19 protein-coding genes are annotated in these 20,383 nt (G+C 68.3%); 4 read left to right on the top strand and 15 right to left on the bottom strand.

Features of this window, described 5'->3' with window-relative positions:
- Positions 1-590: 590 nt before the first annotated feature.
- From mobF to EV188_RS02110, 12 genes are all read right to left on the bottom strand, one after another.
- Positions 591-5,180 (bottom strand): MobF family relaxase, encoded by a 4,590-nt coding sequence (gene mobF / locus EV188_RS02165; RefSeq protein WP_243741422.1) that lies wholly within the window; start codon positions 5,178-5,180, stop codon positions 591-593.
- Positions 5,181-5,460: 280 nt separating this feature from the next.
- On the bottom strand, positions 5,461-6,276 hold the full coding sequence (locus tag EV188_RS02160) for a hypothetical protein (RefSeq protein WP_133824575.1): 816 nt from the start codon (positions 6,274-6,276) through the stop codon (positions 5,461-5,463).
- 6 nt (positions 6,277-6,282) lie between these two features.
- Positions 6,283-6,660 (bottom strand): hypothetical protein, encoded by a 378-nt coding sequence (locus EV188_RS02155; protein WP_133824574.1) that lies wholly within the window; start codon positions 6,658-6,660, stop codon positions 6,283-6,285.
- Positions 6,657-7,382: a hypothetical protein gene (locus EV188_RS02150; RefSeq protein ID WP_208113949.1), complete on the bottom strand. Its 726-nt coding sequence runs from the start codon at positions 7,380-7,382 to the stop codon at positions 6,657-6,659. Before EV188_RS02150 ends, EV188_RS02155 begins: the two co-directional genes overlap by 4 nt.
- Entirely contained in the window at positions 7,379-8,230 is an 852-nt protein-coding gene (locus EV188_RS02145; RefSeq protein WP_133824573.1) for a hypothetical protein, read from the bottom strand. The genes EV188_RS02150 and EV188_RS02145 overlap by 4 nt, the downstream gene beginning before the upstream one ends.
- Positions 8,227-10,131, bottom strand: a complete 1,905-nt coding sequence (locus EV188_RS02140) for a type IV secretory system conjugative DNA transfer family protein (RefSeq protein WP_133824572.1) — start codon at positions 10,129-10,131, stop codon at positions 8,227-8,229. Before EV188_RS02140 ends, EV188_RS02145 begins: the two co-directional genes overlap by 4 nt.
- Positions 10,131-10,487: a hypothetical protein gene (locus EV188_RS02135; protein WP_133824571.1), complete on the bottom strand. Its 357-nt coding sequence runs from the start codon at positions 10,485-10,487 to the stop codon at positions 10,131-10,133. Before EV188_RS02135 ends, EV188_RS02140 begins: the two co-directional genes overlap by 1 nt.
- Entirely contained in the window at positions 10,480-11,013 is a 534-nt protein-coding gene (locus EV188_RS02130) for a hypothetical protein (protein ID WP_133824570.1), read from the bottom strand. The genes EV188_RS02135 and EV188_RS02130 overlap by 8 nt, the downstream gene beginning before the upstream one ends.
- A complete protein-coding gene (locus tag EV188_RS33070; RefSeq protein WP_166659677.1) occupies positions 11,010-11,405 on the bottom strand; it encodes a WhiB family transcriptional regulator in 396 nt (131 codons plus the stop codon). Before EV188_RS33070 ends, EV188_RS02130 begins: the two co-directional genes overlap by 4 nt.
- Positions 11,398-11,820, bottom strand: a complete 423-nt coding sequence (gene ssb, locus EV188_RS02120; RefSeq protein WP_133824569.1) for a single-stranded DNA-binding protein — start codon at positions 11,818-11,820, stop codon at positions 11,398-11,400. Before ssb ends, EV188_RS33070 begins: the two co-directional genes overlap by 8 nt.
- A gap of 320 nt (positions 11,821-12,140) precedes the next feature.
- The gene (locus EV188_RS02115) at positions 12,141-12,371 is read right to left on the bottom strand and encodes a hypothetical protein (protein ID WP_166659676.1); all 231 of its coding nucleotides are present in this window, start codon (positions 12,369-12,371) and stop codon (positions 12,141-12,143) included.
- Positions 12,371-12,643: a helix-turn-helix domain-containing protein gene (locus EV188_RS02110; RefSeq protein ID WP_133824568.1), complete on the bottom strand. Its 273-nt coding sequence runs from the start codon at positions 12,641-12,643 to the stop codon at positions 12,371-12,373. The genes EV188_RS02115 and EV188_RS02110 overlap by 1 nt, the downstream gene beginning before the upstream one ends.
- A 59-nt stretch (positions 12,644-12,702) precedes the next feature.
- On the opposite strand from EV188_RS02110, the gene EV188_RS02105 reads away from it, so the two are divergent.
- From EV188_RS02105 to EV188_RS02080, 4 genes are all read left to right on the top strand, one after another.
- Entirely contained in the window at positions 12,703-13,998 is a 1,296-nt protein-coding gene (locus EV188_RS02105) for a helix-turn-helix domain-containing protein (RefSeq protein ID WP_243741421.1), read from the top strand.
- Positions 13,999-14,020: 22 nt separating this feature from the next.
- On the top strand, positions 14,021-14,497 hold the full coding sequence (locus tag EV188_RS02100; protein ID WP_133824567.1) for an NUDIX domain-containing protein: 477 nt from the start codon (positions 14,021-14,023) through the stop codon (positions 14,495-14,497).
- A gap of 408 nt (positions 14,498-14,905) precedes the next feature.
- A complete protein-coding gene (locus EV188_RS02095; RefSeq protein WP_166659675.1) occupies positions 14,906-15,661 on the top strand; it encodes a pentapeptide repeat-containing protein in 756 nt (251 codons plus the stop codon).
- Positions 15,662-17,363: 1,702 nt separating this feature from the next.
- Positions 17,364-17,867 carry a hypothetical protein gene (locus EV188_RS02080; RefSeq protein ID WP_208113948.1) on the top strand — a complete coding sequence of 168 codons (504 nt, stop codon included), beginning with the start codon at positions 17,364-17,366 and terminating at the stop codon, positions 17,865-17,867.
- A 51-nt stretch (positions 17,868-17,918) separates the two neighbouring features.
- Here EV188_RS02080 and EV188_RS02075 read toward each other — a convergent pair whose 3' ends face one another.
- The 3 genes from EV188_RS02075 to EV188_RS02065 all read right to left on the bottom strand — a co-directional run bounded on the left by EV188_RS02075 (position 17,919) and on the right by EV188_RS02065 (position 20,189).
- Positions 17,919-18,788, bottom strand: coding sequence for a hypothetical protein (locus EV188_RS02075; protein WP_133824563.1), 870 nt, complete (start codon positions 18,786-18,788; stop codon positions 17,919-17,921).
- Positions 18,789-19,060: 272 nt separating this feature from the next.
- Positions 19,061-19,684: a hypothetical protein gene (locus tag EV188_RS02070; protein ID WP_133824562.1), complete on the bottom strand. Its 624-nt coding sequence runs from the start codon at positions 19,682-19,684 to the stop codon at positions 19,061-19,063.
- The gene (locus EV188_RS02065; RefSeq protein ID WP_133824561.1) at positions 19,653-20,189 is read right to left on the bottom strand and encodes a hypothetical protein; all 537 of its coding nucleotides are present in this window, start codon (positions 20,187-20,189) and stop codon (positions 19,653-19,655) included. The genes EV188_RS02070 and EV188_RS02065 overlap by 32 nt, the downstream gene beginning before the upstream one ends.
- Positions 20,190-20,383: the final 194 nt, after the last annotated feature.

Below are 20,383 nucleotides of genomic sequence, written 5' to 3'. Positions count from 1 at the left end.
GTTATGGGCGAACAGGCGTTGGAGGCGAAGGTCTACGGCGTACCCCGTGTGCAGGCCGTTCCTGACTGGGTGGCTCCACCTCTCACGCGATTTGCGTCGATGGAGCACGCCCTCCTCTGGACCTTCGTCCACCACGGCAGATCGCCGGAGTTGCACGGTGCACAGTCCGCCCTGGCGTGGGTCGGTGGTGTGAACACCACAACGCCGGCAACGGCCGACGCGGCGTTCCCGACTCGGTGGCGATCGATGGGTGAACTCATCGTGTGTGGCGCGGTATCTGCCGGCGATCCATACCCCGCCGTGACGTGGTGGCGCGACGCCGGTATCGGTCAACTCGACACGGCTGATCGGCGCCGTTGGTGGGAGCAGTGGTCGAGCTACGGGTGGACGCGGGCCATCGCCGATGGAGCCGGGCGGGCCCTGAGCTGGGCGCTGGGGTTCTCGGAGGAGACTCCGCCAGTGCTGCCACGGCACCTCGACGACGGCTCTCGCGCAACGACCGCAGCGCGCGAGGAGTGCGCGAGGCTCATCCGCGAGGCGTTGGCCCGGCCGCTTGTGCCGCGCGGTCTAGTTGTGCCGAGCCCCGTGGATCAGACCTCCGCGTCGACGTAGTCCTCCGCCTCGGCGTCGGAGCCGTCGTCGGCCGGTCCGGCGGTCTCCTGGATCTCGACCTCGTCGTCGTGCCAGTCGCTGAGCTGCTGGGCTCGTTCGTCGGCCTCGTGCCGGGCTTCGAGCGCTTCACGGTCGCGAAGCTCGGCGGCGACCAGTTGTGCTCGTGCTGCTGCCACGGCGACCTCGTCGGTAGCAGCAGCATGGAGACTGTCCTGGTCGACGCCGTCGGGCGGACCGACCGCGTCCTCGCGGATGTCGGGGATCGCGGTCTCGAGCAGCGGCTCCTCGTCGACGGGCTTGGGGCGCTCCGCCTCGTCCTGGACCTGCTCTCCGGGGTCCGCTGAGTCGGCACCGGCCGATGCCGGCCGGTCAGCGCTCGAATTGGCATCATCGTGCCGCGTCAGGTCGACATCGGCGATGTCACGGTGTTCATCGTCCTCGTGGCGTGCGGCGCGGTCGAGGGCGAGCCATTCGTCGGCGGTGACTGCCGGCTCCGGCTCGTCGGCAGCGTGCTGCTCGGCGAGGTACTGGGTCGAGGCTTCGGCGAGCGCTCGGGTCATGGCGGTGGCGGCGTACCACTGGGCGTAGGTCTGGGACTGCTCCTCGAGCGAGGCGCCGTGACGGTCGAGGCTGTCAGCGAGCGCGTCGGCGTGGTCGGCCTCGCGGGCTAACCGGTCCTTGTCGCTTGCGTCGTCGGGCGCGGCGTCTGCCTCGGCGCGGCGCAGCTCGGCGGTCTGCCGGTGTCGGGCTTCCGCCTGGCGGGTGCCGGCGAGAAGGTTCTCCACGTAGACGGGTCCCCAGGCCTGCTCGCGCTCCCAGGCCCGGACCCGGACGCGGTGGCCGGCGGGCGAGCACTCGAGCTCATCGCGCTGATGGTCGGGCAGGCCCGCCGCGCGGTGGGCGGCACGGTAAGCGGCGTGCGCTTCGACGTGACCTCGAGGTGGAGCCGATCCCAACACGTCTGCGGCACTCGCCTCCCGAACTCCCTGGTCACCGCCACGCACGTAGCTGGCCTCGTCGCCGTCGAGCGAGTGTCCGCTGAGTTCGCGGTGGGCGGCGATCGTGCCGGCGCGTGCGGTCCACACTTCGCGGTCAGGTGCGTCGTGAGGCACGGGCCCCAGGGCGCTCAATGCCCAGACGGGTGGTTGCTCGGCGAGCTGGGAGCCGAGGTCGCGGGCTCGGGTATCGGCTGCCGCGGCCAGGACCTCGAGGTAGCGGCGGGTGGGTTCGTCGACGTCGTTTGGGACCCAGTCGAACCAGGAGTCGCGGTTGGGTTCGAAGGTGTGCTCGGCACGGATGCGGCCTTGGATGACGTCGCTGACGCGCCGGGCACCCTCGAGAGGACGATCCTCGACCGCGCCGCGGAGAACCTCGGAGGGGTCGTTTCCGGCGATCTCGGCTTGGCGCAGCAGCCGGGTGAGCCCGGCAGTGCCGTCTTCGGCGGCGACCCGCTGACGGTCGTGCGGAGCGAGAACCTCCTGTGCGACGAGTCCGTCGAGCCAGCGGGAGGTCCGCTCCACGCTGGCCTCGTGCGCGACGTCGGCGAACCGCTCGCCGGCCGTCTGCACCGACGCTGCGCGGGCCGCCGCGTCCTCCCGAGCTGCGGTGGCGGACTGGTTCGCCTCGTCGACGGCCTCGCGGGTGTCGAGGATCGCGGCGAGGACAGCGCGCGGGTCGCGGTGCACCTGGTCGGACTCGCTGCCCTGAGCGGCGTCGTCGGGGCTGGAGAGCGTGGCGACGTGCGCGGTGTTGGCTTCTCGGCCTCGTGACAGCCCGACGTAGAGGGCATTGAGGTCGGTGTGCGGGGTGACCACCGGATGGGAGCTCCAGACTGTGGCGCCCTCGGTCGCATGCACAGTGCTCGCGTAGGACAGCGTGAGGTCGGTGGTCACGTACTCGGTGGGGAGCACGAGCCGCTCGCCCTCGCTTTCGGATCGGCCCCTCCGGTCGTGGTCGGCAACGTCGTCCGGCCGTGGGTGGAAGGGCGCGCCAGGTGGGACGACGGCGACGTCGAGGGCGCCGTCGTCGCGGACGCCCAGGACGCGGTAGTGCTCGCGGTTGACCGCGCCGCGGCGGTTGCCCTCGTAGCCAGCGAGCTCCCAGGCCACCCGCCGGCCCTGGACGACGTCGCCGACTCCGGCGTAGGTGCCGTCGCGCAGCGGCACCCCCTGTTCCTCGACCCGGCCGAGGCGCACGAGCTCGTCGCGTATGGATGAGGAGACCCGGGCGGCGGCGTCGTTGGTGTCGACGACGAGCAGGGAGCGATGGCCGGCGAGGGTGTCGGCCAGCCACGAATGGGCCGCGGAGGCTTCGGCGTCGGCGAGGCTGCCGGCGTCGAGGAGCCGCCCGTGGCGGTGGTAGTCCCTGATGACCTCGGGGTCACCGGCGCGCAGCCGCAGGGAAGCGTCGCGCTCCCAGTCGTGGGTGAAGCGACGGGCGTCGGCGAGCTCGTACCGAGCCCCGGCGTTGGCCACCAAGTCCATCGCCCCGCCGGCTCCGACCGCGCCGAGCTGGCGGGGGTCGCCGACCAGCAGGATCTTGGCGCTGGCCTCCTGGGCGTAGGCGTGGACCGCGGCGAGCGAGGCGGTGTCGGCCATGGACGATTCGTCGACCACCAGCAGGTCCCCCTCGCGTAGCCGCCACGGTTCGTCGGTGTCCCGGGCCGGTCGGTGGGTGGCCGCGGCGGAGTCGAGGCGGCGCTGGGCGGCCAGCCACCGTTGGGTGTTGGCCGCGGTCAGGCCCTCAGCGGTGAGGACGTCGGCGGCGACCTGCGCGGTCGCGAGACCGAACACCCGGCGGTCGGGCTCTTCGGGGCGTCGGTGCGTGGGGTCGGTCCACGCGCGGGCGAGCGACCCGACCACGAAGCTCTTGCCCGTCCCGGCCGGTCCGATGAGGGTCTCGAGCCGGGCTCCGGAGGTGAGGATCCCGGCGACCGCGGCCGCTTGGTCGACGCCGAGCTCGATGCCCTCGTCGCGGAGGTGCTCGACGAACCGTTGGGCCTGGCTCGGGGTGAGCCTGACCCCGTCGGCGGCTCGGGTGGCTGCGCGCAGCCGGTTCTCGCTGCGCAGATGCTCGCGGGTCACGTACGAGCGTCCGCCGGGTGCCGAGTAGACCGACGTGCCGTCGCGGCGACGCAGGGCGTCCGGCTCGAGGCCCTCGCCCGGTGTGGGCGCCTCGACCTGTTCCACCAGAGCGATGCCCTGATCGGCCAGTCCCCGCAAGAGGCGGGCGACGTCCGTGCCCTCGGGAGTGCCCAGGTGGTCGGGCAGCAACGCGTTGATCTCCCGGACGAGGTCGGCGTGGGTGAAGCTCGTCTTCTTCTCCTGCATGGCCTCCAGCGCCGCCTCGATGACCTCCGCGGCCGAGAACCGCTCCGGGGCAGCACGGTCCTGCGAACCCTGGGTGCGGGCGGCGTGCGCGATGCCGGCGAGCCCACCCGCGACCTCCGCGCGCAGTTCGCCGTCGACGCGGGCGAGAAACGCCTCGCGGGTCTCGCCGCCGTGTGACTTGGCGGAGCGGGTGTCCAGCGTGGCCTGCCGCTTGATCCGGTCGCGCTCCAGACCGGTCGCCTCCCGACCCTTGGCAGCCTCGAACGCCTCAATGAGCTCGGCGGCCCGCCCGCTGATGTTGTGGGACCGGGTGGAGAACCGGTCCCGGGAGGCGGGGTCAACCGCAGTCGCCTCCCGCGTGAGACCGTCGGGACGCATCGCCATCGCCACCCCGAGGTCCTGGATCAGCGACTCATCGGTAGTGCGTTCCCCTACGGCGGCGGCGGCCGGCTTGAGCCGGTGGACGGCGCGGGAGTCCAGGGTGCGCCACTGCCCATCGTCGGCCTGCTGGCGGTTGAGGGTGGCGTTGTGGATGTGCAGCTGGGGATCGTGGTCGCGGGAATCGTGCTGGAAGAACGACGCCACCACCCAGTTCTGCGCGTCGACCCACCGCCCGGCGGTGCCGCCGTGGTGCCCGACCCGGGCGTAGCCGGCGTGCTCCTGCAGATACGACAGCGCGGCCTCGTTGCCACGCCAGATCGCCCGCTCGACGGTCTCCCGCATCCGGCCCCACTCGGCCGCCTCGTCGTCGAGGCCCGCCTCGCGGGCCTTGACCTCCTCGGCCTCGAAAGCGGTGTGCAGCAGCGTCACCGACTTCTGAACACTGAACGTCAGGTCCAGGAAGGCCACGTTCTGGCGCACCGCCTTGCTGGCCTCGACGCGGAGTTCATCGCGACGTTTAGCCGACGCGTCCGGCTCGCGCTCCAGCGCCACGGCGTACAACTGCTCCGCTGACTTGTACGCCCGCCCTGCATGCCCAAGCGTCGCCGTCTCCCCGAGCTCGTCCCAGCGCGAGGGGTCGCGGAACCCCTCCGCGCGCGGATCGAGGAAACGCGAATAGATCGCCGTCATGTCTTGGGCGTCGACCTCGCCCATCAGCCCGAGGGACTCGGCGCCTGCGCCCCACCAGCGTCCCGGCGGCTCGCCCTCGGCGACCGCGCCCGTGTAGTAGTTCTCCCGTCCGGTCGCGACCTCCTTCAGCAGGTAGTCCGGGTTGTACCCCGTCGCGACGCTCAGCACCCGGACCACCTCCCGAGAGACGCCACGCGTCCCAGCTCAAGATCGGCGCGGCGGCGGGCGCAGACCACGCCGCTCGGCGGCCGGCCGGAGGCCGGCAGGAACCCTCGGATCGTGATGCCTCGGTGTGCGTCCTCTGATCTTTCCCTTGATCTTTTCGTTCTTAAGTCTTGTTGCTCGTGTCGTGTCGTCTGTTCGGTGTAGTGATCGGTGTCGGTTGCTGGTCTTGGTTCTTGTTCTTTGTCTTGGTTCTGGTTGTTGCTCGTGGTCGCCTGCTGTGTGGTCACGGTTGGGCCTCGTCGGTGGTGTCGTTGTCGCTGGTGTTGATCGGGTGCAGGGGCAGCGGGCGGTGGCGAAGCGCCTTGAGCGCAGCCGCGGCGGTGCCGCGGGAGACCTCGGCGGCGGTCTCGAGCTCGGAGACGGTCGGCCAGGCGCCGAGGCGCTGGGCGTGCCGCGACGCGGCCGCCTCGGCCCGGTCGCGCGCCGGCGACGCCGCCGCCCGCGGCGGCAGGACAGCCGATGGGCTGTCGTCGGCGCGCTCGGGGCCGACCGGGTCCGCGTTCTGCCCGGGCTCGGGCTGAACGACGCCGGGCAGGACCTGCGCCTGTACAGCGCCCACGTTGAACTCTGTTCGATGAACGGGTTCGGGCTGAACGGCACGGGGGCTCGCGGCGGCGAGTAGGTAGAGCAGATGGGCGACCACTGCCGCGGCGACGGCGGGCCAAGCACCGATCCCGAACCGCAGCACGGAGGCGACCTCGACGGCGGGGCCGCCGGCGAGGTAAGTCGCCTGAGCGAGCCCCGAGAGGCCTGCGGCGGTAACGACCACGACCCACGCGTAGCGCGCCGCCGCGTCGCTGAGGCGGGCGGTGGCGCCGTAAGCGACGAGCGCGAGCCCGTCGGTGATCAGCGGGTAGAGCCACGCGATCCCGGTCGGCACGCGTGCGGCGACGGCGACCTCGAACAACCCGTGCGCGGTGGCGATCGCCGCGCCGAGCGCGACCGCCAACCCCGGTAGCCACAGCAGCACCCCCGCCCCACGCGAGCCTGGCGCGCGATCGCCCGGGGCAGCGTCCGTGTCGATGTTGGCGTCGGCCATGAGCGATCAGTCCGCGTCGACGTCGAGGCTGCCGCGCTCGACGCTCCGATCGGCGGCGTGCCACTGGGTCAGCTGCTCGCGACGCTGCTGGTCCTGATCGACCTGCTCGCCGGCCCCGGCAGCACCACGCGCTGCCCTGGGTGCAGCGCCTGCGCGAGAAACCGCGTCCGTCTTCCCAGACTGGTGGCGGATGGCGTCGCGGTCGAGGCGGTCGACCGCGTCGCGGAGGTCATCGAGGGTGCCGCAGAAGCAGTGGAACTGGTCGGGCGCAATCGCGTTCATGTGCGCGAAGTAGATCTTCGAGAGCCGGTCCCACTCGGCGCGCTCTGCGGCCTCGCGGGCGCGCTGCTGCGCGCGGGTCTCGGCCTGCTCGGCGGCGGTCACTGCGACCACCGCCCGCGCTCGGCGCCGTTGACCGCGGCGCTGATGCCCGAGTCGTCCCGTGTCGTTGTGCTGTCACGGGCCGGTTCGGGAGGTGCGTCGTCGCGGGCGCCGGCCCACCACCAGGCGATCGACGTCGTGGCCTCGACGCCGGGCACAGGCGTGGCCCCCGAAGGCGCGCTGGCCCAGCCGGGGCGGGTCTGGTGACGCTCCCGCGAACAGGACCCGACGGCGGTCTTGAGGCGGCGCACCACGCCGGGGCGTTGCCGGTCGTGCCAATCCCCCGCGAGCTGCACCGAGGCGCCGCGCCCCTCGTAGGCAGCGCGCCACGCATACATCAGCCAGAGCAGTTCCTCGATGACGTCGGGGTGCCAGAGCCAGCACTCGGGCAGCACCGCGACCCCGTCGGGGTAGCGCAGGAACACCGTGCGCAGCCAGCGGCACAGCTCCTCGAGCAAGCCCATCACTGCTTCGCTGTCGGTGGGCGCGGCAAGCCAGGACGGCGCGACGGTGGGGCCGGGACGCGCCGGCGTGGCGGCGAAAGCGTCGGCGAGCTGGGCGACGGTGCGGGCCAGGTCGTCCACCCGCGTCGGCGTGCCAACCAGCGCGTCCAAGCCGCGGCGCAGCCCGTCGACCTCCCGGGCCAACCCGGCCAGCGCTTCCACTCGCGCGAACTCGCCCTCACCGTCGCCGGAAGCCGCCTGGCCGGGCGGTCGGCGGGTCACCGACCCCACCTCTGCTCGCCGAGGCCATCCGCGCCGTCGTCGGCCGCCTGCACGGTGTCGAGATCGTCGCCGGTGTCAGTGGTGCGGTGGTCATCGTGGTGCCAACGGGCCAGCTGCTCGCGCCGCTGCTCGTCCTCAGGGAGGCTCTCCTGGGCGTCCGCAGCGAGGGAGGCGCGCAGAGTCTCGATGCGTCGGCGCAACCGTTCGGGGTCGTCGAGGGCCCCGAGGTCCCCGCTGGCGTCCGCTCTGTTCGGATCGCAGGTGCCGGCGGCCCACGCACCGGTCGAAGGCCACCACAGTCCCTGGGTGTCGGTGAACGGCCCGTCGCGGTTGTCGGCAGCTTCGTTGGAGTCTCGGCCGTCGAAGGCCGCTTCGTCGGTCCAGTGATCGCGGGCGACCCGGTCCTCGTCGTTCCAGGCTGGCGCGGCGAGGATGTCGGGCCGACCGTGCTCGTCGCGGGGGAGGCCGTCGAGCGCGTCATGAGCCGGGAGCGGCGCGAGGCGGTCCAAAGCCTGGAGTCGCTGGTACTCGGCCCAGGCATAGGGGTCGGAGTCGTGGGCTCGGTAGAGCACGGCGCGCTCCTGGGCGTCCTGGAACGCGTCCTCGACCGGGGTCAGTGGACGTGTCGGCCAGCCCGGCGCCGGTGGGAAGTAGTCGCGGAGGTAGGCGATGCGGGCACCGGCCTCGGCGTCGGAGGCCGGCTCGCGCCAGTCACCGTCGCCGTACTCCGCCGCCGGGTCGTAGCGCGAGGTCTCATCCGGGCGGCTGTCGAGGTAGGCGTCGTGCCGCCCGGCGGGCCACGGCAGCGCCGTTCGCGGGGTGTCTGTTGCCTGCTCGGGCCGGCTCATCGCAGCTGCCTCTCGTCACTGCTGAGGGGGTGGTCGTGCTCGCCCAGGACGGGCGGTACTACCGGGTCGACATCGATCACCAGCGGCGGCCGCGCGTCCGAGGACGGGCGCGGCGCCGGCACACTCGTGCTGCCACCACTGGTGGTCGCTCGCCGCCACAGGCCCGCGACGCGGGCCCGCCAGCTGCGTCGCCGCGGGGCGGCGAGTCGTCGGAGCGCGGCGGTCAGGCCGACCTCGAGCCACGCCCGGGCGCGCTGCCCGCGACCCCGCCAACCGACGGCGGGCTGCGCGCGCAGAGCGCGGACATCCGAGCGGGTCCAGGCCATCCGCGCCCGGCCGATGACCGGGGCGATCCCTCGCCGGTACACGACGACCTTCCCGGCGGGCAGGTTCGCGATCTGCGCCGGCGCGAGGACCGGCACCTTGCGCACCGTCCGCGACGCCACCCGTCCGTGCAGGTCGGTGGTCTTGATCCGCTCGTCGCGCTCGCCGGCCAGGGTGGACCAGAAGTGCAAGTCGGCCTGGTCGCGGGTGCCGCCGAACAGCAACACCGAGCCGGTGTTGTTCAGGATGGTGGCGGTCTTGTGCTCCCCGTAGCGCGCCAGCAGCTGGGCGCGGGACTGGAACGGCGCGATGATCGTGACTCCGCGCCCGCCCATGTCCGCGGTCCAGTTCTCCAACGGCACCGGCGAGATCAGCGCGGCCTCATCGAGAGCCAGCAGCAGCGGCGGATCGAGCCGCCCCGAGGGCTTCGCCACGGCGAGCCGGCGGGCTTCGCGGGCGATGTGCCCGGTCAGCGCGCACACCAGCGGACCGGTGTCGGCCTCCTCGGCGCCGAGCAGGAACACCGTGGCCCGCGCGGCGAGCAGCTCCTCCACATCGAAGTTGCGCCCGGACGCGGCGGCCGCGGCGGCGGGATGGTTCAGCCACCCCAGTGCGGGCATGATCGAGTTGGTGATGGAGGTGCGGGTGCGGTCGTTGGTGGTGACGAACTGCTCGGCGGCCTTGTCGAAGGTCTCCACCTGACTGCGGCGCAGCAGCGCTGGCACCTCGCGGGCGGCGCGGTCGTTGTCGGCCACCCACCCGAGCACGTCGCGCATCGACCCACGTCCCAGGGCGGCGGCGTGCAGCAGCGCGGCGAGCACCCGGCGGGCCTGGGCGTCCCACCGCTCCGCATCCCCCGAGGTGGCTCGGGAGGTCGCGGAGACCATGTCGGTGGCTCGCTCCATCGCGGCTACCGGGTCGGTGCACCCGGTCAGCGGGTCGAAACTGATCGTGGAGCGCAGCCCACCGAGCCCGACGGGGTTGAACACGAACACCGAGCCGCGGTTCTTCTGCCGGATCGGGGCGCACAGCTCGAGCAGGTCCGTCCGGGTCGACGTCACCACGGCCGCACCGGGGGCGTCGAGGACGCGGCCGGCAAGCCAGCCGGTCTTGCCGGTCCGCGGCCCGCCGAACACCAGGGTCACGTCCTCGACCGAGGACCACACCCGCTGCAGCCCGACCCGGCACAGCTCCACCCCGACCGCCGAGGTCGGGGTCGCCCACCCCTCGCGGCGCACCAACGACCCCAGCGACGGCCGCACTGTCCCGGCGCGGCGGCGGGTCGCGACCGTGCCCGCGTGGCGGGCGATGTCGACCGTGGAGGCGACCCCCGCGCGGCGGCGTGACCGCGCCGACCACCGGGTGATCGTCGCCCGCGACCGCGACCAGCGGTGCCACACGACAAGCGCGAGCACGGCGATCCCGACCAGCAGCGCTGGCCACGACAGCGTTTGGAGCAGCGTCGTCACGGGCAGCGCCGCCAGCGCCCCGCACACTAATGCCGGCCGGACCGCGCCCCGCATCAGCTGCACCACAGTGGCGCCCACCAGCAGCACCAGGATCAGCAGCGTCGCCATCACCGTGACCACCCGCTTCCAGGCGGCGGCAGCTTCCCGGTGTCGGTGGCGTCGGCGAGCCAGTAGCCGCCGGCGCGATGAGCGAGCTGGAAGCGCACATCACCGCCGGTGACGCGCCGGGCCCAGGCCTGCGCGGCGTCGTCGGTCAGCGGCTCGTCGGTGCGGCCGGCTACGGCGCCGTCGATGAACAGCGCCCACGTGATCGACCCACCGTATGGCGCGTCCCCGAGCTCCAGCCCGACCACGCTCCTGGCGACGTCGGCGCGGACCAGCTCGATCCCGAGCAGCAGCGGCACGGTCGCGTGCGCCTGGTTGTCCGGGGCCGGTGTCGTACTCGTCGGTCGGCGGTTACGCATCGGTGCCTCCTTCGGTCCTCCACGCCTCGAGCGCTGCGACGCGGCGAGGGCAGTAGTCGTGATGGCCGGTCTCGCGGTCGTCGGGGTGCGAGGCGAACGGGCCGGTATCGCGCACCCGTGCCGCGCACGTCGTGCACGTCCACACCGCCGACGACGGCGCCCCGGTTCGGGGCGAGGGCGCGGGCGGTCGGTGCTCGACGAGCCACTCCCACGCCGCCTCTGCCCGGCTGGTCCCGCCGGGTTCCGCGCGCAGGTCCAGTGCGGCGCCGACCTCGTCCCAGGTGCGACCCGCGCCTCGGGCCCGAAGCGCCCACTCCCGCAGGGCACCTGTGGCCACCTCGGCGACCAGGCGGCCTGCCTGCACTCCTGCGAGGGGTTCGTCCAGCACCGGGCGCGACAGCCCGTGGAAGCCCTCGACCGGCTCGATCGCCTCGATGGCGCCGAACGCCGACACAGCCATGCGCCGCACGTGCTCGCGCGTCGACCAGGCGGCTTGCTCCCGCCGGCTGACCTCGATCGTGCTCACCGGGGATCACCTCGGCCCGACGCGACCTCCTCGCGAAGTCGGGACACCCAGCGGTCGACGGTCCGTACCGTCACCCCGCACTCGTGGGCGATCTCCGGGTGCGAGCGCCCGGCGTCGAGGAGTGCCTGCCACCGCGGGGTGTCGGCCCTGGCGAGGCTGTCCGCCGACCGCACTCGGCGACGCTCCTGCTCGGTGAGCCCTCCGGCGATCCCGTGCGGCAGCCGCAGCAGCGCGTCGGCGAGGCACCGGTCGCGGACGGGACAGACTCGGCACACCGCCTTCGCCGCCGCTACCTGCTTGCGCACGAGCGGCTCGTCCGAGGATTCCGGGAAGAACAGCTCCGGGTCCACGCCGCGGCAGGAGGCCCGGCCACGCCAGTTCGAGTCAGACATCGCTGCTCGCCAGGCCCTCGACGGCAGTCGCTCCGTCGGCATCGGCCGCTGGCGCGTTGACACGCTGGGGACGCGCCATGGCGAAGCGCAACGACGCACCGAGCTCGTCGACCTCGAGCTCGATCACCTGCCGACGCTGGCCCTCGGCGGTCTCGAACGACCGCTGCCGCAGCCGGCCCACCACGACGACGTGGTCGCCCTTGCCCAGGGACTCCGCGGCGTTCTCCGCGAGCGGGCCCCACGCCACGGCGCGCAGGAACAGCGCGTCCCCGTCGACCCATCGACCGGACTGGCGCTCGAAGCGCCGCGGCGTCGAGGCGACCGTGAACCCTGCTCGTGCTGCCCCGCTCGGCAGGTAACGCAGCTCCGGGGCCTCGGTCAGGTTTCCGATGATCGTCAGCGTCGTCTCGTTCATGTTCGTGCTCCTCACAGAAGGTGGTCAGCTGCGCGAGCCGCACAGCTGTGGTCGGAGGGGTCCGCCGGTCGGCGGTGCAGGCGCTCCCTCCTGCCTGCACCCCGCTCCGGGGCGCCGCGGGCCGTCGAGGTCTCTCGGGTCAAGGGACGGACGGAGTCCGGCCGCGCAGCGGCGCCGTCGGCGCCCTTGAGGCGGGAGGAACGGCCCGCTCACGCTCGGCGGGCTCATCCCGGGCGCCGCCGGACGGCGGCTCGACATCGCTCCTCGGCCCCGCGGCCTTGAGCGAGACCGTTGGAAGCCGAAGCCGTGCGCGTGGACCGCTAACCGTCAGTCGGTGCCCCTGACTCGCCCGACAACGCTGGTGTCGTCGCTTGATCCACCGCCGACATGAAGCCGCCGATGGCTCCCGGTAGGCCCTGGCCGATCGGAGTGCCGATGAACAGCGACAAGGCAATCAGCGAGAACACGACGGCCCCGGCGGCCGACCTGGTCTTGGCGCAGATGAACGCGCCGAGGACGGCTCCAAGGATCAACAGCCCGACGCTCGGCATCAGGACTCCCGCGCGGGTTCCGCCGAGACCTGGACCCACGCGGCAGCGCTAATGACGCTCTGCTCCGAGATCGCAGTCTCGATCATGGCGTCCAACGCCTGAGCCGGGACGATCAGGCGACCGCGGATGCGGACCGCGGGGAACTCGTGGGCGCGGATCGCGCGGTAGAGCGTCACCGGTGCGGTGCCGATGAGCCGCGCTGCCTCCGGAACGCTGTAGAAGCGACGAACTCCGACCGACGCGGAGGCAGGTCGGGCTGAACTTGTGGTCACGGCTGGCTCCTGGCTGAAACGGCTGCGCCCTGCGGGCCTCTGCGGCTAGCGTCAGAGCGGTGGGGAGCGAGGACCCGGAAGGAAATTCCGGGGTCGTTCATCGACCTCGGAAGAAGGTGATCGTCGTGCGCGGAATGACCGAGACGATGACCATTGGCGAGCGAATCGCGTTCTACCGTCGGAGACGGGGACAGTCACAGCTGGTGCTGGCCGGCTTGGTGGGGCGTACCGAGGACTGGCTGAGCCGCGTCGAGAACAATCGCATCGAACTCGACCGATTGTCGGTGATCCGGCGGTTGGCCGACGCCCTGGACGTCGCCATCGGCGATCTCGTCGGCGAGCCCACGCTCCTCGAATGGACCGACGACAGCGGCGTCAACACCGTGCCCGCGCTACGCGCGGCCCTGATGGACTACAGCCAGCTCGCTCCGCTCCTCGGCGCTGGCAACGCCGACGACGAGCCGGTCAGTCTCGACAACGTGGAGCGGGACGTGGCCTCGGCGTTCGAGGCCTACCAGGCGAGCCGGTACGCGTACGTGACGGCGCGCGTCCCGCTCATCCTTAACGACGCCCTACGGGCCACCCGCACGGCCGACGTCGAGGACTTCGGTCGGGTGCAAGGTCTGCTCGGGCTCACCTACCAGGTCGCCGTCTCCGTACTGACCAAGCTCGGGGAGACCGATCTCGCCTGGATCGCTTCCGAGCGTGGGCTCACCGCCGCGCAAAGGTCCGGCAATCCCGTTGTTCTCGGATCGCTCTTTCGATCGGTCACCCACGCCTTGCACTCCACGGGTCGGTTCGCAGCCAGCGTCGACCTCACCCGCGCCGCGGCCGACCTCCTCGAGCCCCAGCTCGGTCCTCGGGCTGATGACGCCCTGCTCTCGGTCTACGGAACGCTCTTCCTGACGGGCGCCGTCGCGGCGGCTCGCGCCGACGACCGCGCCGCCGCCCGCTCGTTCCTGGACGAGGCTCAGGAGAGCGCCAGCCGGCTCGGGCGCGACCAGAACGCCATGTGGACTGCGTTCGGGCCGACTAACGTGGCGCTCCACCGGATGACCACAGCCATGGAACTGGGCGACGTCCAGGTCGCCGTCGACCTCGCCCCTCGGATCGACGCGTCCGCGCTACCCGTCGAGCGTCAGGTCCGCCACGCGATCGAGACTGCCCGGGCGTACACGGCTCGGAGCCGACGCGATGACGCCCTCGGCGTGCTCCTTCAGGCCGAGCAGCTCGCGCCCGAACAAGTCCGGCACCACGCCATCAGTCGCCAGCTCGTGCTGAGCTGGCTGCGGAACAACCGCGGCGCCCGCAGCATGGCATTGGAGCAGCTCGCCGGGCGTCTGCACCTCGCCTGACCCACCACATAGGCTCGGTGCCGTGACGGACCCGAGCGACAGCTTCGCGACGCCCCGAGTGGCCGCCGGCGCACTGTTCTTCGATGACCGGGGCCGGGTCTTGCTCGTGCACCCGACCTATAAGGACACCTGGGACATCCCCGGTGGTTATGTCGAGCGCGGTGAATCGCCGGCGGCGGCGTGCCGGCGCGAGATCGCCGAGGAGCTCGGCCTCGATCGCCCCGTCCTCCGCATGCTCGGCATCGACTGGGCTCCCAACGGCAACGAGGGCGACAAGCTCCTGTTCCTGTTCGATTGCGGCTCCCTCGGCGCCAACGAGCACCGAATCAACCTCGACGGCAGCGAGCTTGATGACTGGCGGTGGGTCGAGCTAAGCCATCTCGACGACCTCGTCATCTCCCGCATCTCCCGCCGCATCCGAGCGGTAGCCGCCGAGGGCGCTACCTACCTCGAGCACGGCAAGCCGACGATGGCGACCGAGACTGCAGACTTGACGTAGGTGCTTCGCAGTCCCGACCTGATCGCGTGCTGCTTCGACTGCGCGCCCGGACGGCTACACCGCACAGCGGTCCTCGGTCGTTGGCTCAGGCCTGAGCACCTTGGCGGCATAGCGGTCTCGTGTCGATAATCTCGATCGATCATGCTCCCGCCGAACCCGCGCGCCGTGCCGAGACCCAAGACCCCGCGAACGTTTTCCAGGGACTGGAGACGATCCGTTGCGGTAGTCGTCAGTGTTGTTGCGCTGGCGACCGCAATTGCCAGTATTGCGCTTTCGCTAATCGCAGGAACGGGACCGCAGTCTCAGATACGGCTTGATGTGGCGAAAACCGCGTTAGCCGTCGCAGCTGGGGCCGCGGGAATCATCACACTCTTGTATGCGGTACGACGCCAATTGCTGAGCGAGCAAGTGGCAGAGGACACGAGACTGGACCTGTCGGAGCGGAGGTCAACGGAACTGTACGTCAGGGGTATTGAGCAGCTTGGTTCCGACAATCCGGTCTCGAGAACCGGCGGGCTGGCAGCCCTCGAACGTCTAGCTGACAATGACCCGAGCCTTCGAGAGACTGTGACAGATGTCGTGTGTGCGTACCTTCGCGCATCCCATTTCGAAGACGATGAGATGGTCAGGCGCTCGGCACAACTCTTGCTACACGATCATCTCATTCCTGAGTCCAAGTACTCGTTCGTCAAGACGTACTGGTCGGTTGGAATGATAATTCTCACGGGCGCGCAGCTAAACTCTTTCGCCCTCGACTGCGGGCTAATTGATACTGTTCATTTCGACAAGTGCGATTTTCAGGGCGGCGCCTCTTTTCGTGACCTCACTATACGTGGCGCCGACTTCATGGGTGCAAAATTTACCGGCGACACAACCTTCGAGAACTCTAGGTTGCAGAAGCCAGTGTTCATCGGGGCCGTGTTCGACGGTGCAGCAAACTTCGACGGCGCCGAGTTTGGCAACTGCCCAGACTTCACTGGAGCGAGCTTCAGTCGAGGCTGCACCCTCAAGGGCGCTCGAGTGTTCGACCGCGACGGGATGCGGGGTTCCCTGCCAGAAGGGTGGAAATTGGGTCCACGTAATTCTGACGGGAGCTACGGAGTTCTACCCGCAACTAACGATGACGCGGACAAGCACGCCCAGGTCGGCAACACCCTCACCTGACCACTACCGTGTCAAGGGCGCATGGTCAGACGACCTGGGGTAGGGGCGGACCAGCGTGCGCGCCTTGACCTGCAACGTCGTTGCGATGCGTGTCGGGTGGTGTCAACGCCTCGCGGCGATCTCGGCTCCGAGTTGGCTCCGGACGATCTCTTCGGTGTGAAGCCTGCATCGTCGTCCAGACCGGCGGCATCTTACGGCGGATGGCCTGCTCAACGCCCTCCCTCGTAGTGAGCTGGATCGGCAAGAGACGCCGGGTCGTCTGCTGCCTATGTTCCCGCGCTGTTCCCGATCCTCGACAACTCACGACCGACGTTGGGGCTTGATCAGTAGCCCGACGCAACTACAGGACCGTGCGCCAGCCACGCTCTTCGGCTCGGCTCTCGCTACACCACCTGCGTCCGTCGGAGTCCAAGTTGGCGCTTGGAGGCGCCGAGGAGTCGATGACGTCGTTTGAGTTGCGCCCACGGTCTCGGTCAGCTCCCCCTCGTCACGTTCGACATCGCATGGGTCCGCGTCCAGGTCCAAGACCCGGACCCGGACCCGGACCCGGACCCGGACCCGGACCCGGACCCGGAGACCTTGATAACCGCGAAGGCAGTAGAGTTACGCTAAGGCGGAAGTTGAGACAAAGAAGCTCAATGCAGGAGATGCGATCCGATGGCCTCTACCCTGCCCTCGCGTAAGGCTCTGAGAGACGAACTTCTCGAGCAAGGTTTTGTAGTTATTGACGGCGTAAGTGTCGCAGCTATGCGAGAAACCATCACCAAGATGAGTGACGGGGGCGTCTCCGCCGGTGATGTGATACGCCCGACGACAACCGCTCAGTCAGCCAACTCGTCTTTATCGGGAATACACGGGCTTGAACCTTTTCCCTGGCATTCCGACGGTGCAATCTCGAAGCGTCCTCCCAGGCTGCTCGGAATGTTGGCCCTGGAGGTCCCAGATTCATGCGCCTCGACTGGCCTTCTCGATATCAAAGGGTGCGCACATGTCCGAGATATACTTAAGGGCACGCTGGTCCGTGGTGCACTCCCGGGATGGCGGAGCAGCATCTTGCGAGCCTCCGAGACTGTCGACGGCGTGCGTCGCTGGCGCTGGGACCCTCGTTTCGAGATCGTATCCGGCGATGCGGGACTCGCCGAGGAGGTCGCCTCTATAAAGTCCACCTACGAGTTGGCCTGGAAGCATAGACGACTAGTCCTAATCGACAACTGGCGGCTCCTTCATCGGCGGAGCACAGTGCGCGCTAGCGGCCTAAACCGGAGATTGTATCGCATGTATGGAAGGTTGGTGTCGAATGTGGAGTGAAAGCGATTTCCGAACTAAGGCTCGACGATACTTCGCGAAAGCCGAGACCGACGACGACCAGCTGGCGACCTTTCTCTGGTGTGCGCTAGGAGTCGAGTTTCTGCTGCGTGCACCTCTCGCGAAGGCAAACCCAGTGCTGCTCGCTGACCCCAACTCGGGTGAGGGCTACAGCGTACTACATGCCGCCGGATTCACCCCAACTAAGAATGGTCGAGCACAGTCGGTGGGCGTGGGCACTGTGCTTGAACGATTGGTTGCAGTTGTGCCCGGGTTCACTGTCGAGGATCGAGAATCCGCGAGATTTATAGTAAACCTCAGAAACAGTGAGCTACACAACTCTGAATCCCCAATCGATCGGCTGCCCGCGTCGGAATGGGTCCCGAAGTTTCTTCGCGTGGTGGAGCGCGTGGCTTCCTTTTTCGCTGAAGACGTGACAGACTACTTGTCTGACGATTTCATCAAGTACGCGAGTGGGTTGGTCGACGCCGAAGATAAGAAGATCAAGGCCGAGGTCGAGCAGAGAATTAATCGCGCCCGTCATCTCTATGAAGGTTTGACAGATAGCGAAAAGGCCAACCGCAGGCGCGCCTTCTTTCTCCCGCCGGCTGGATCACAGCTGACTGCGAGCCGGTACACCTGTCGGGCCTGCGGCGAGCCAGCTGTCATGCTGGGCGAGGCTATCCGCGCGGGTCGAGTGATCCTCGATGACGACGCCGTGATCCGTAATTACCGCGTCGTTGCACAAGAATTTGACTGCACGGTCTGCTTGTTGGCTCTTCACGGAGCCGTCGAGATCGGTTCGGCGGGGATGGACCAGTCGTGGGTGATCGAGGAGCAGGAGACTCTCGAGGATCGCTACACGGGCTACGACGATGAGCCCGACTATGGCAACGACTGACGAACTCGCCCCGTACTTCGTACGGTTATGACTGATCGGAGCGCGCACCCCCTACCTGCGGGCGTCTTCGCGCGAAATAGTCCTGGTCATCAGATGGATAGTTGAAAGGTTGACATAGAACATCCAGGAATGCCAAAGGGCTGAGTCGTATTCTCCGCGTTGTTTGGCGTCGAGGTGGCGGACAGTATACTTGTTTGCGATCTCGAAGAGTGCACCCTCGTCCCCTTTCATCATGTGGACCTTGATTTCCGGACGCATTTTCTCTAAGGCATCGAATGTGTTCCTCACCGCGTTCCGCAGGTCGTCGGGAGAACGGTTCCTGTTCCGGAAAAGTGCGACTGCACCCGCCACTCGCTCGGCGATCGCGGGGTCTTTGGTTCTGATGGGTGTGTCCAGCAGTTCGTCTAAACCCGTTTCAGCAGTTCGCTCTACACGTCCTTCATTGCTCAATCTGAACCCGTCGCCGTAGCTTGACAGTGTTCGATTCAGTCGATCCCGAAATCTCTGTCGAGCTGGACCTGGATCGAATACCTCGTAGTGCCAGCCGCACCCATTGTAGTTGTGGAAATCGCCGGTGACGCCCGCCGACACGTGAAGGAAGAAAAACTCCATCAGGTCGAATAGCTCGTCTTCCCATGGCTGTAAGCTGGGTTCAAATTCTTCAGCGAGCTTTGGCCCGAAGTCCTCCGCGATGGGCCAGGCGTTGCGCCGTCCGGTTTCAACCTCGATGTAGTCGACTAGGGGCATTGCGGATTTCCCGAGATCGTCTGGGTTATCGACGCAATCTTTGCCGAACCACTCTTGGAGATACTCCAGCCGTTGCATTTCGTTGACTGCGAGAGTCAGTACACGCGCTACGTCCTGGAGTGATGGGTTCGCCAGGGGGCCCCGACCGAGTCTCTGAGAGTAGTAGCTGGCCACGAGTCGAGTATCGCATCGAATCACTCGCTGAACCGAACCGGACCAGCCGGGCTGGCCCCGCCTGGTTGCTCCCACCGGCTGGCGATCCGCTCCACGTTCCTGGTCCCGCCGCCAGAGCGACCGAGAACGACCCGTGGCGCCAGCAGCGTGGACGCTTGGACGTTTGGACGTTTGGACGTTCGATGTCAATCCTTGGCGTCAAGTAGCCCGCGTCTGGTTGGTACCGCGACGGTATCAGGAGATAGCAAGCCCGATCTTAGTCGACTACCCGGTCACGAGAAGCGGATATTGTTGAGGATTCTATGCTGTTCAATGGCAGCGTTAGCGGACTTTTTCGACGCGGAGCGATCGAACCCTCGCGCTAAGAAGCGCGAGATCGTAGCCTTTTCGTAATAGTCATACCACATTGCGCGGAAAGTGTCGCTTCCAACCTGAACAACAATCCGATCTTCATTCGGCTTATCTGAAAGCCGATCGCCCGCCTTCGCTGACTGCAGGGACACGAGTTCGTTCGCTACAGCGATATCGGTTAAGCCTCCATACTTGTTCACTGGCAACTCCAAGGTAAAGGAACACCTCACCGGCCTCTCAAATGAGAGAGTCAAGAACGCGGTATAGGGCTCGCGCGAGCCAAGTCGCCACTTGTACGTAACGTCGCCCATGCCGTCCGAATGGAGTCGAAAGAGCTCCCGAACGTCGGGACGCTCTGAAGAGTCGATGAGAAGCACCGGTATGAGCTTGCCCCATGCCTCGCCCCGCTGCACGATCGCGCCGTCGCCAACAATCGGGATAAGGGACAACTCGGACGCCCAGACATTAGCACGAAGCTGACTCAGCTTCTTACCCTTTGGGGTCGCAATCTGTTTAATCTTCTTTGGCTTCCTTTTCCGGGACACCCTTCACCTCCCGCGGGTAGATGTCGTGAAGCCGTACTTCAGCTCCGAGTGCGTCTTGTGCTACGAGCGTGAGCCTCTCGATGCTCCGCCCGCCCATGAAGGACGCTGTTACCACGAAAGGTATCAATCCCCCCACGGCTTCACGAGGCCCGAGGGCGAGGGGTACGTCCAAGTAGGAGCCAGAAGGACCGAGCTCAACGACTTCATCGGAGGGACTCGACGGAAGCCGTAGCTCGACAATCGAGTAGTCTTGCAAGCTCTTGGCGTCCCTTACGGAGATGGACAACTCTGCTCGCACAATGGAGTTGGCCGCGGCGGCCTTATTGGTAAAGACGACCGATAACAGAACATGGCGAACATCGTCGTAGCCAGTGATCGACCAGGCGTCGCTCAAGTACGCGTCAATTGACAGTGAAGTTCGTTCATCCTGGGCGAGGGCGAGCTTATAGGACTTGTTCGCTGTACGTGTGCCAATTCGCGAGTTTACCAAAGACAGAATGGCCACCGTCAGAGATGCTAACGATATCCAGGTCGCAGGCTGCTCGTACCACATCTCCAAGTCCTCCGACCCGGTCAACTTCTATGACGGCCGGCCGAGGAGCGGGGGTCCGGCGCACATCACGCTCACCATAACGAAAGCCGGAGGGGTCCTCATCGCAGGACGGATAGCGTGTATCCCGAGGAGACGGCGGGGTGTCG

This window comes from Actinomycetospora succinea (assembly GCF_004363095.1).
Classification (GTDB): domain Bacteria; phylum Actinomycetota; class Actinomycetes; order Mycobacteriales; family Pseudonocardiaceae; genus Actinomycetospora; species Actinomycetospora succinea.
This window is presented reverse-complemented; position numbering and strand designations above follow the sequence as displayed.

Coding starts and splice junctions, on each gene's coding strand:
- EV188_RS02160 (WP_133824575.1), bottom strand. CDS start 6,276: ATGGCCGACGCCAACATCGACACGGACGCTGCCCCGGGCGATCGCGCG.
- EV188_RS02145 (WP_133824573.1), bottom strand. CDS start 8,230: ATGAGCCGGCCCGAGCAGGCAACAGACACCCCGCGAACGGCGCTGCCG.
- EV188_RS02140 (WP_133824572.1), bottom strand. CDS start 10,131: ATGGCGACGCTGCTGATCCTGGTGCTGCTGGTGGGCGCCACTGTGGTG.
- EV188_RS02135 (WP_133824571.1), bottom strand. CDS start 10,487: ATGCGTAACCGCCGACCGACGAGTACGACACCGGCCCCGGACAACCAG.
- EV188_RS33070 (WP_166659677.1), bottom strand. CDS start 11,405: ATGTCTGACTCGAACTGGCGTGGCCGGGCCTCCTGCCGCGGCGTGGAC.
- ssb (WP_133824569.1), bottom strand. CDS start 11,820: ATGAACGAGACGACGCTGACGATCATCGGAAACCTGACCGAGGCCCCG.
- EV188_RS02115 (WP_166659676.1), bottom strand. CDS start 12,371: ATGCCGAGCGTCGGGCTGTTGATCCTTGGAGCCGTCCTCGGCGCGTTC.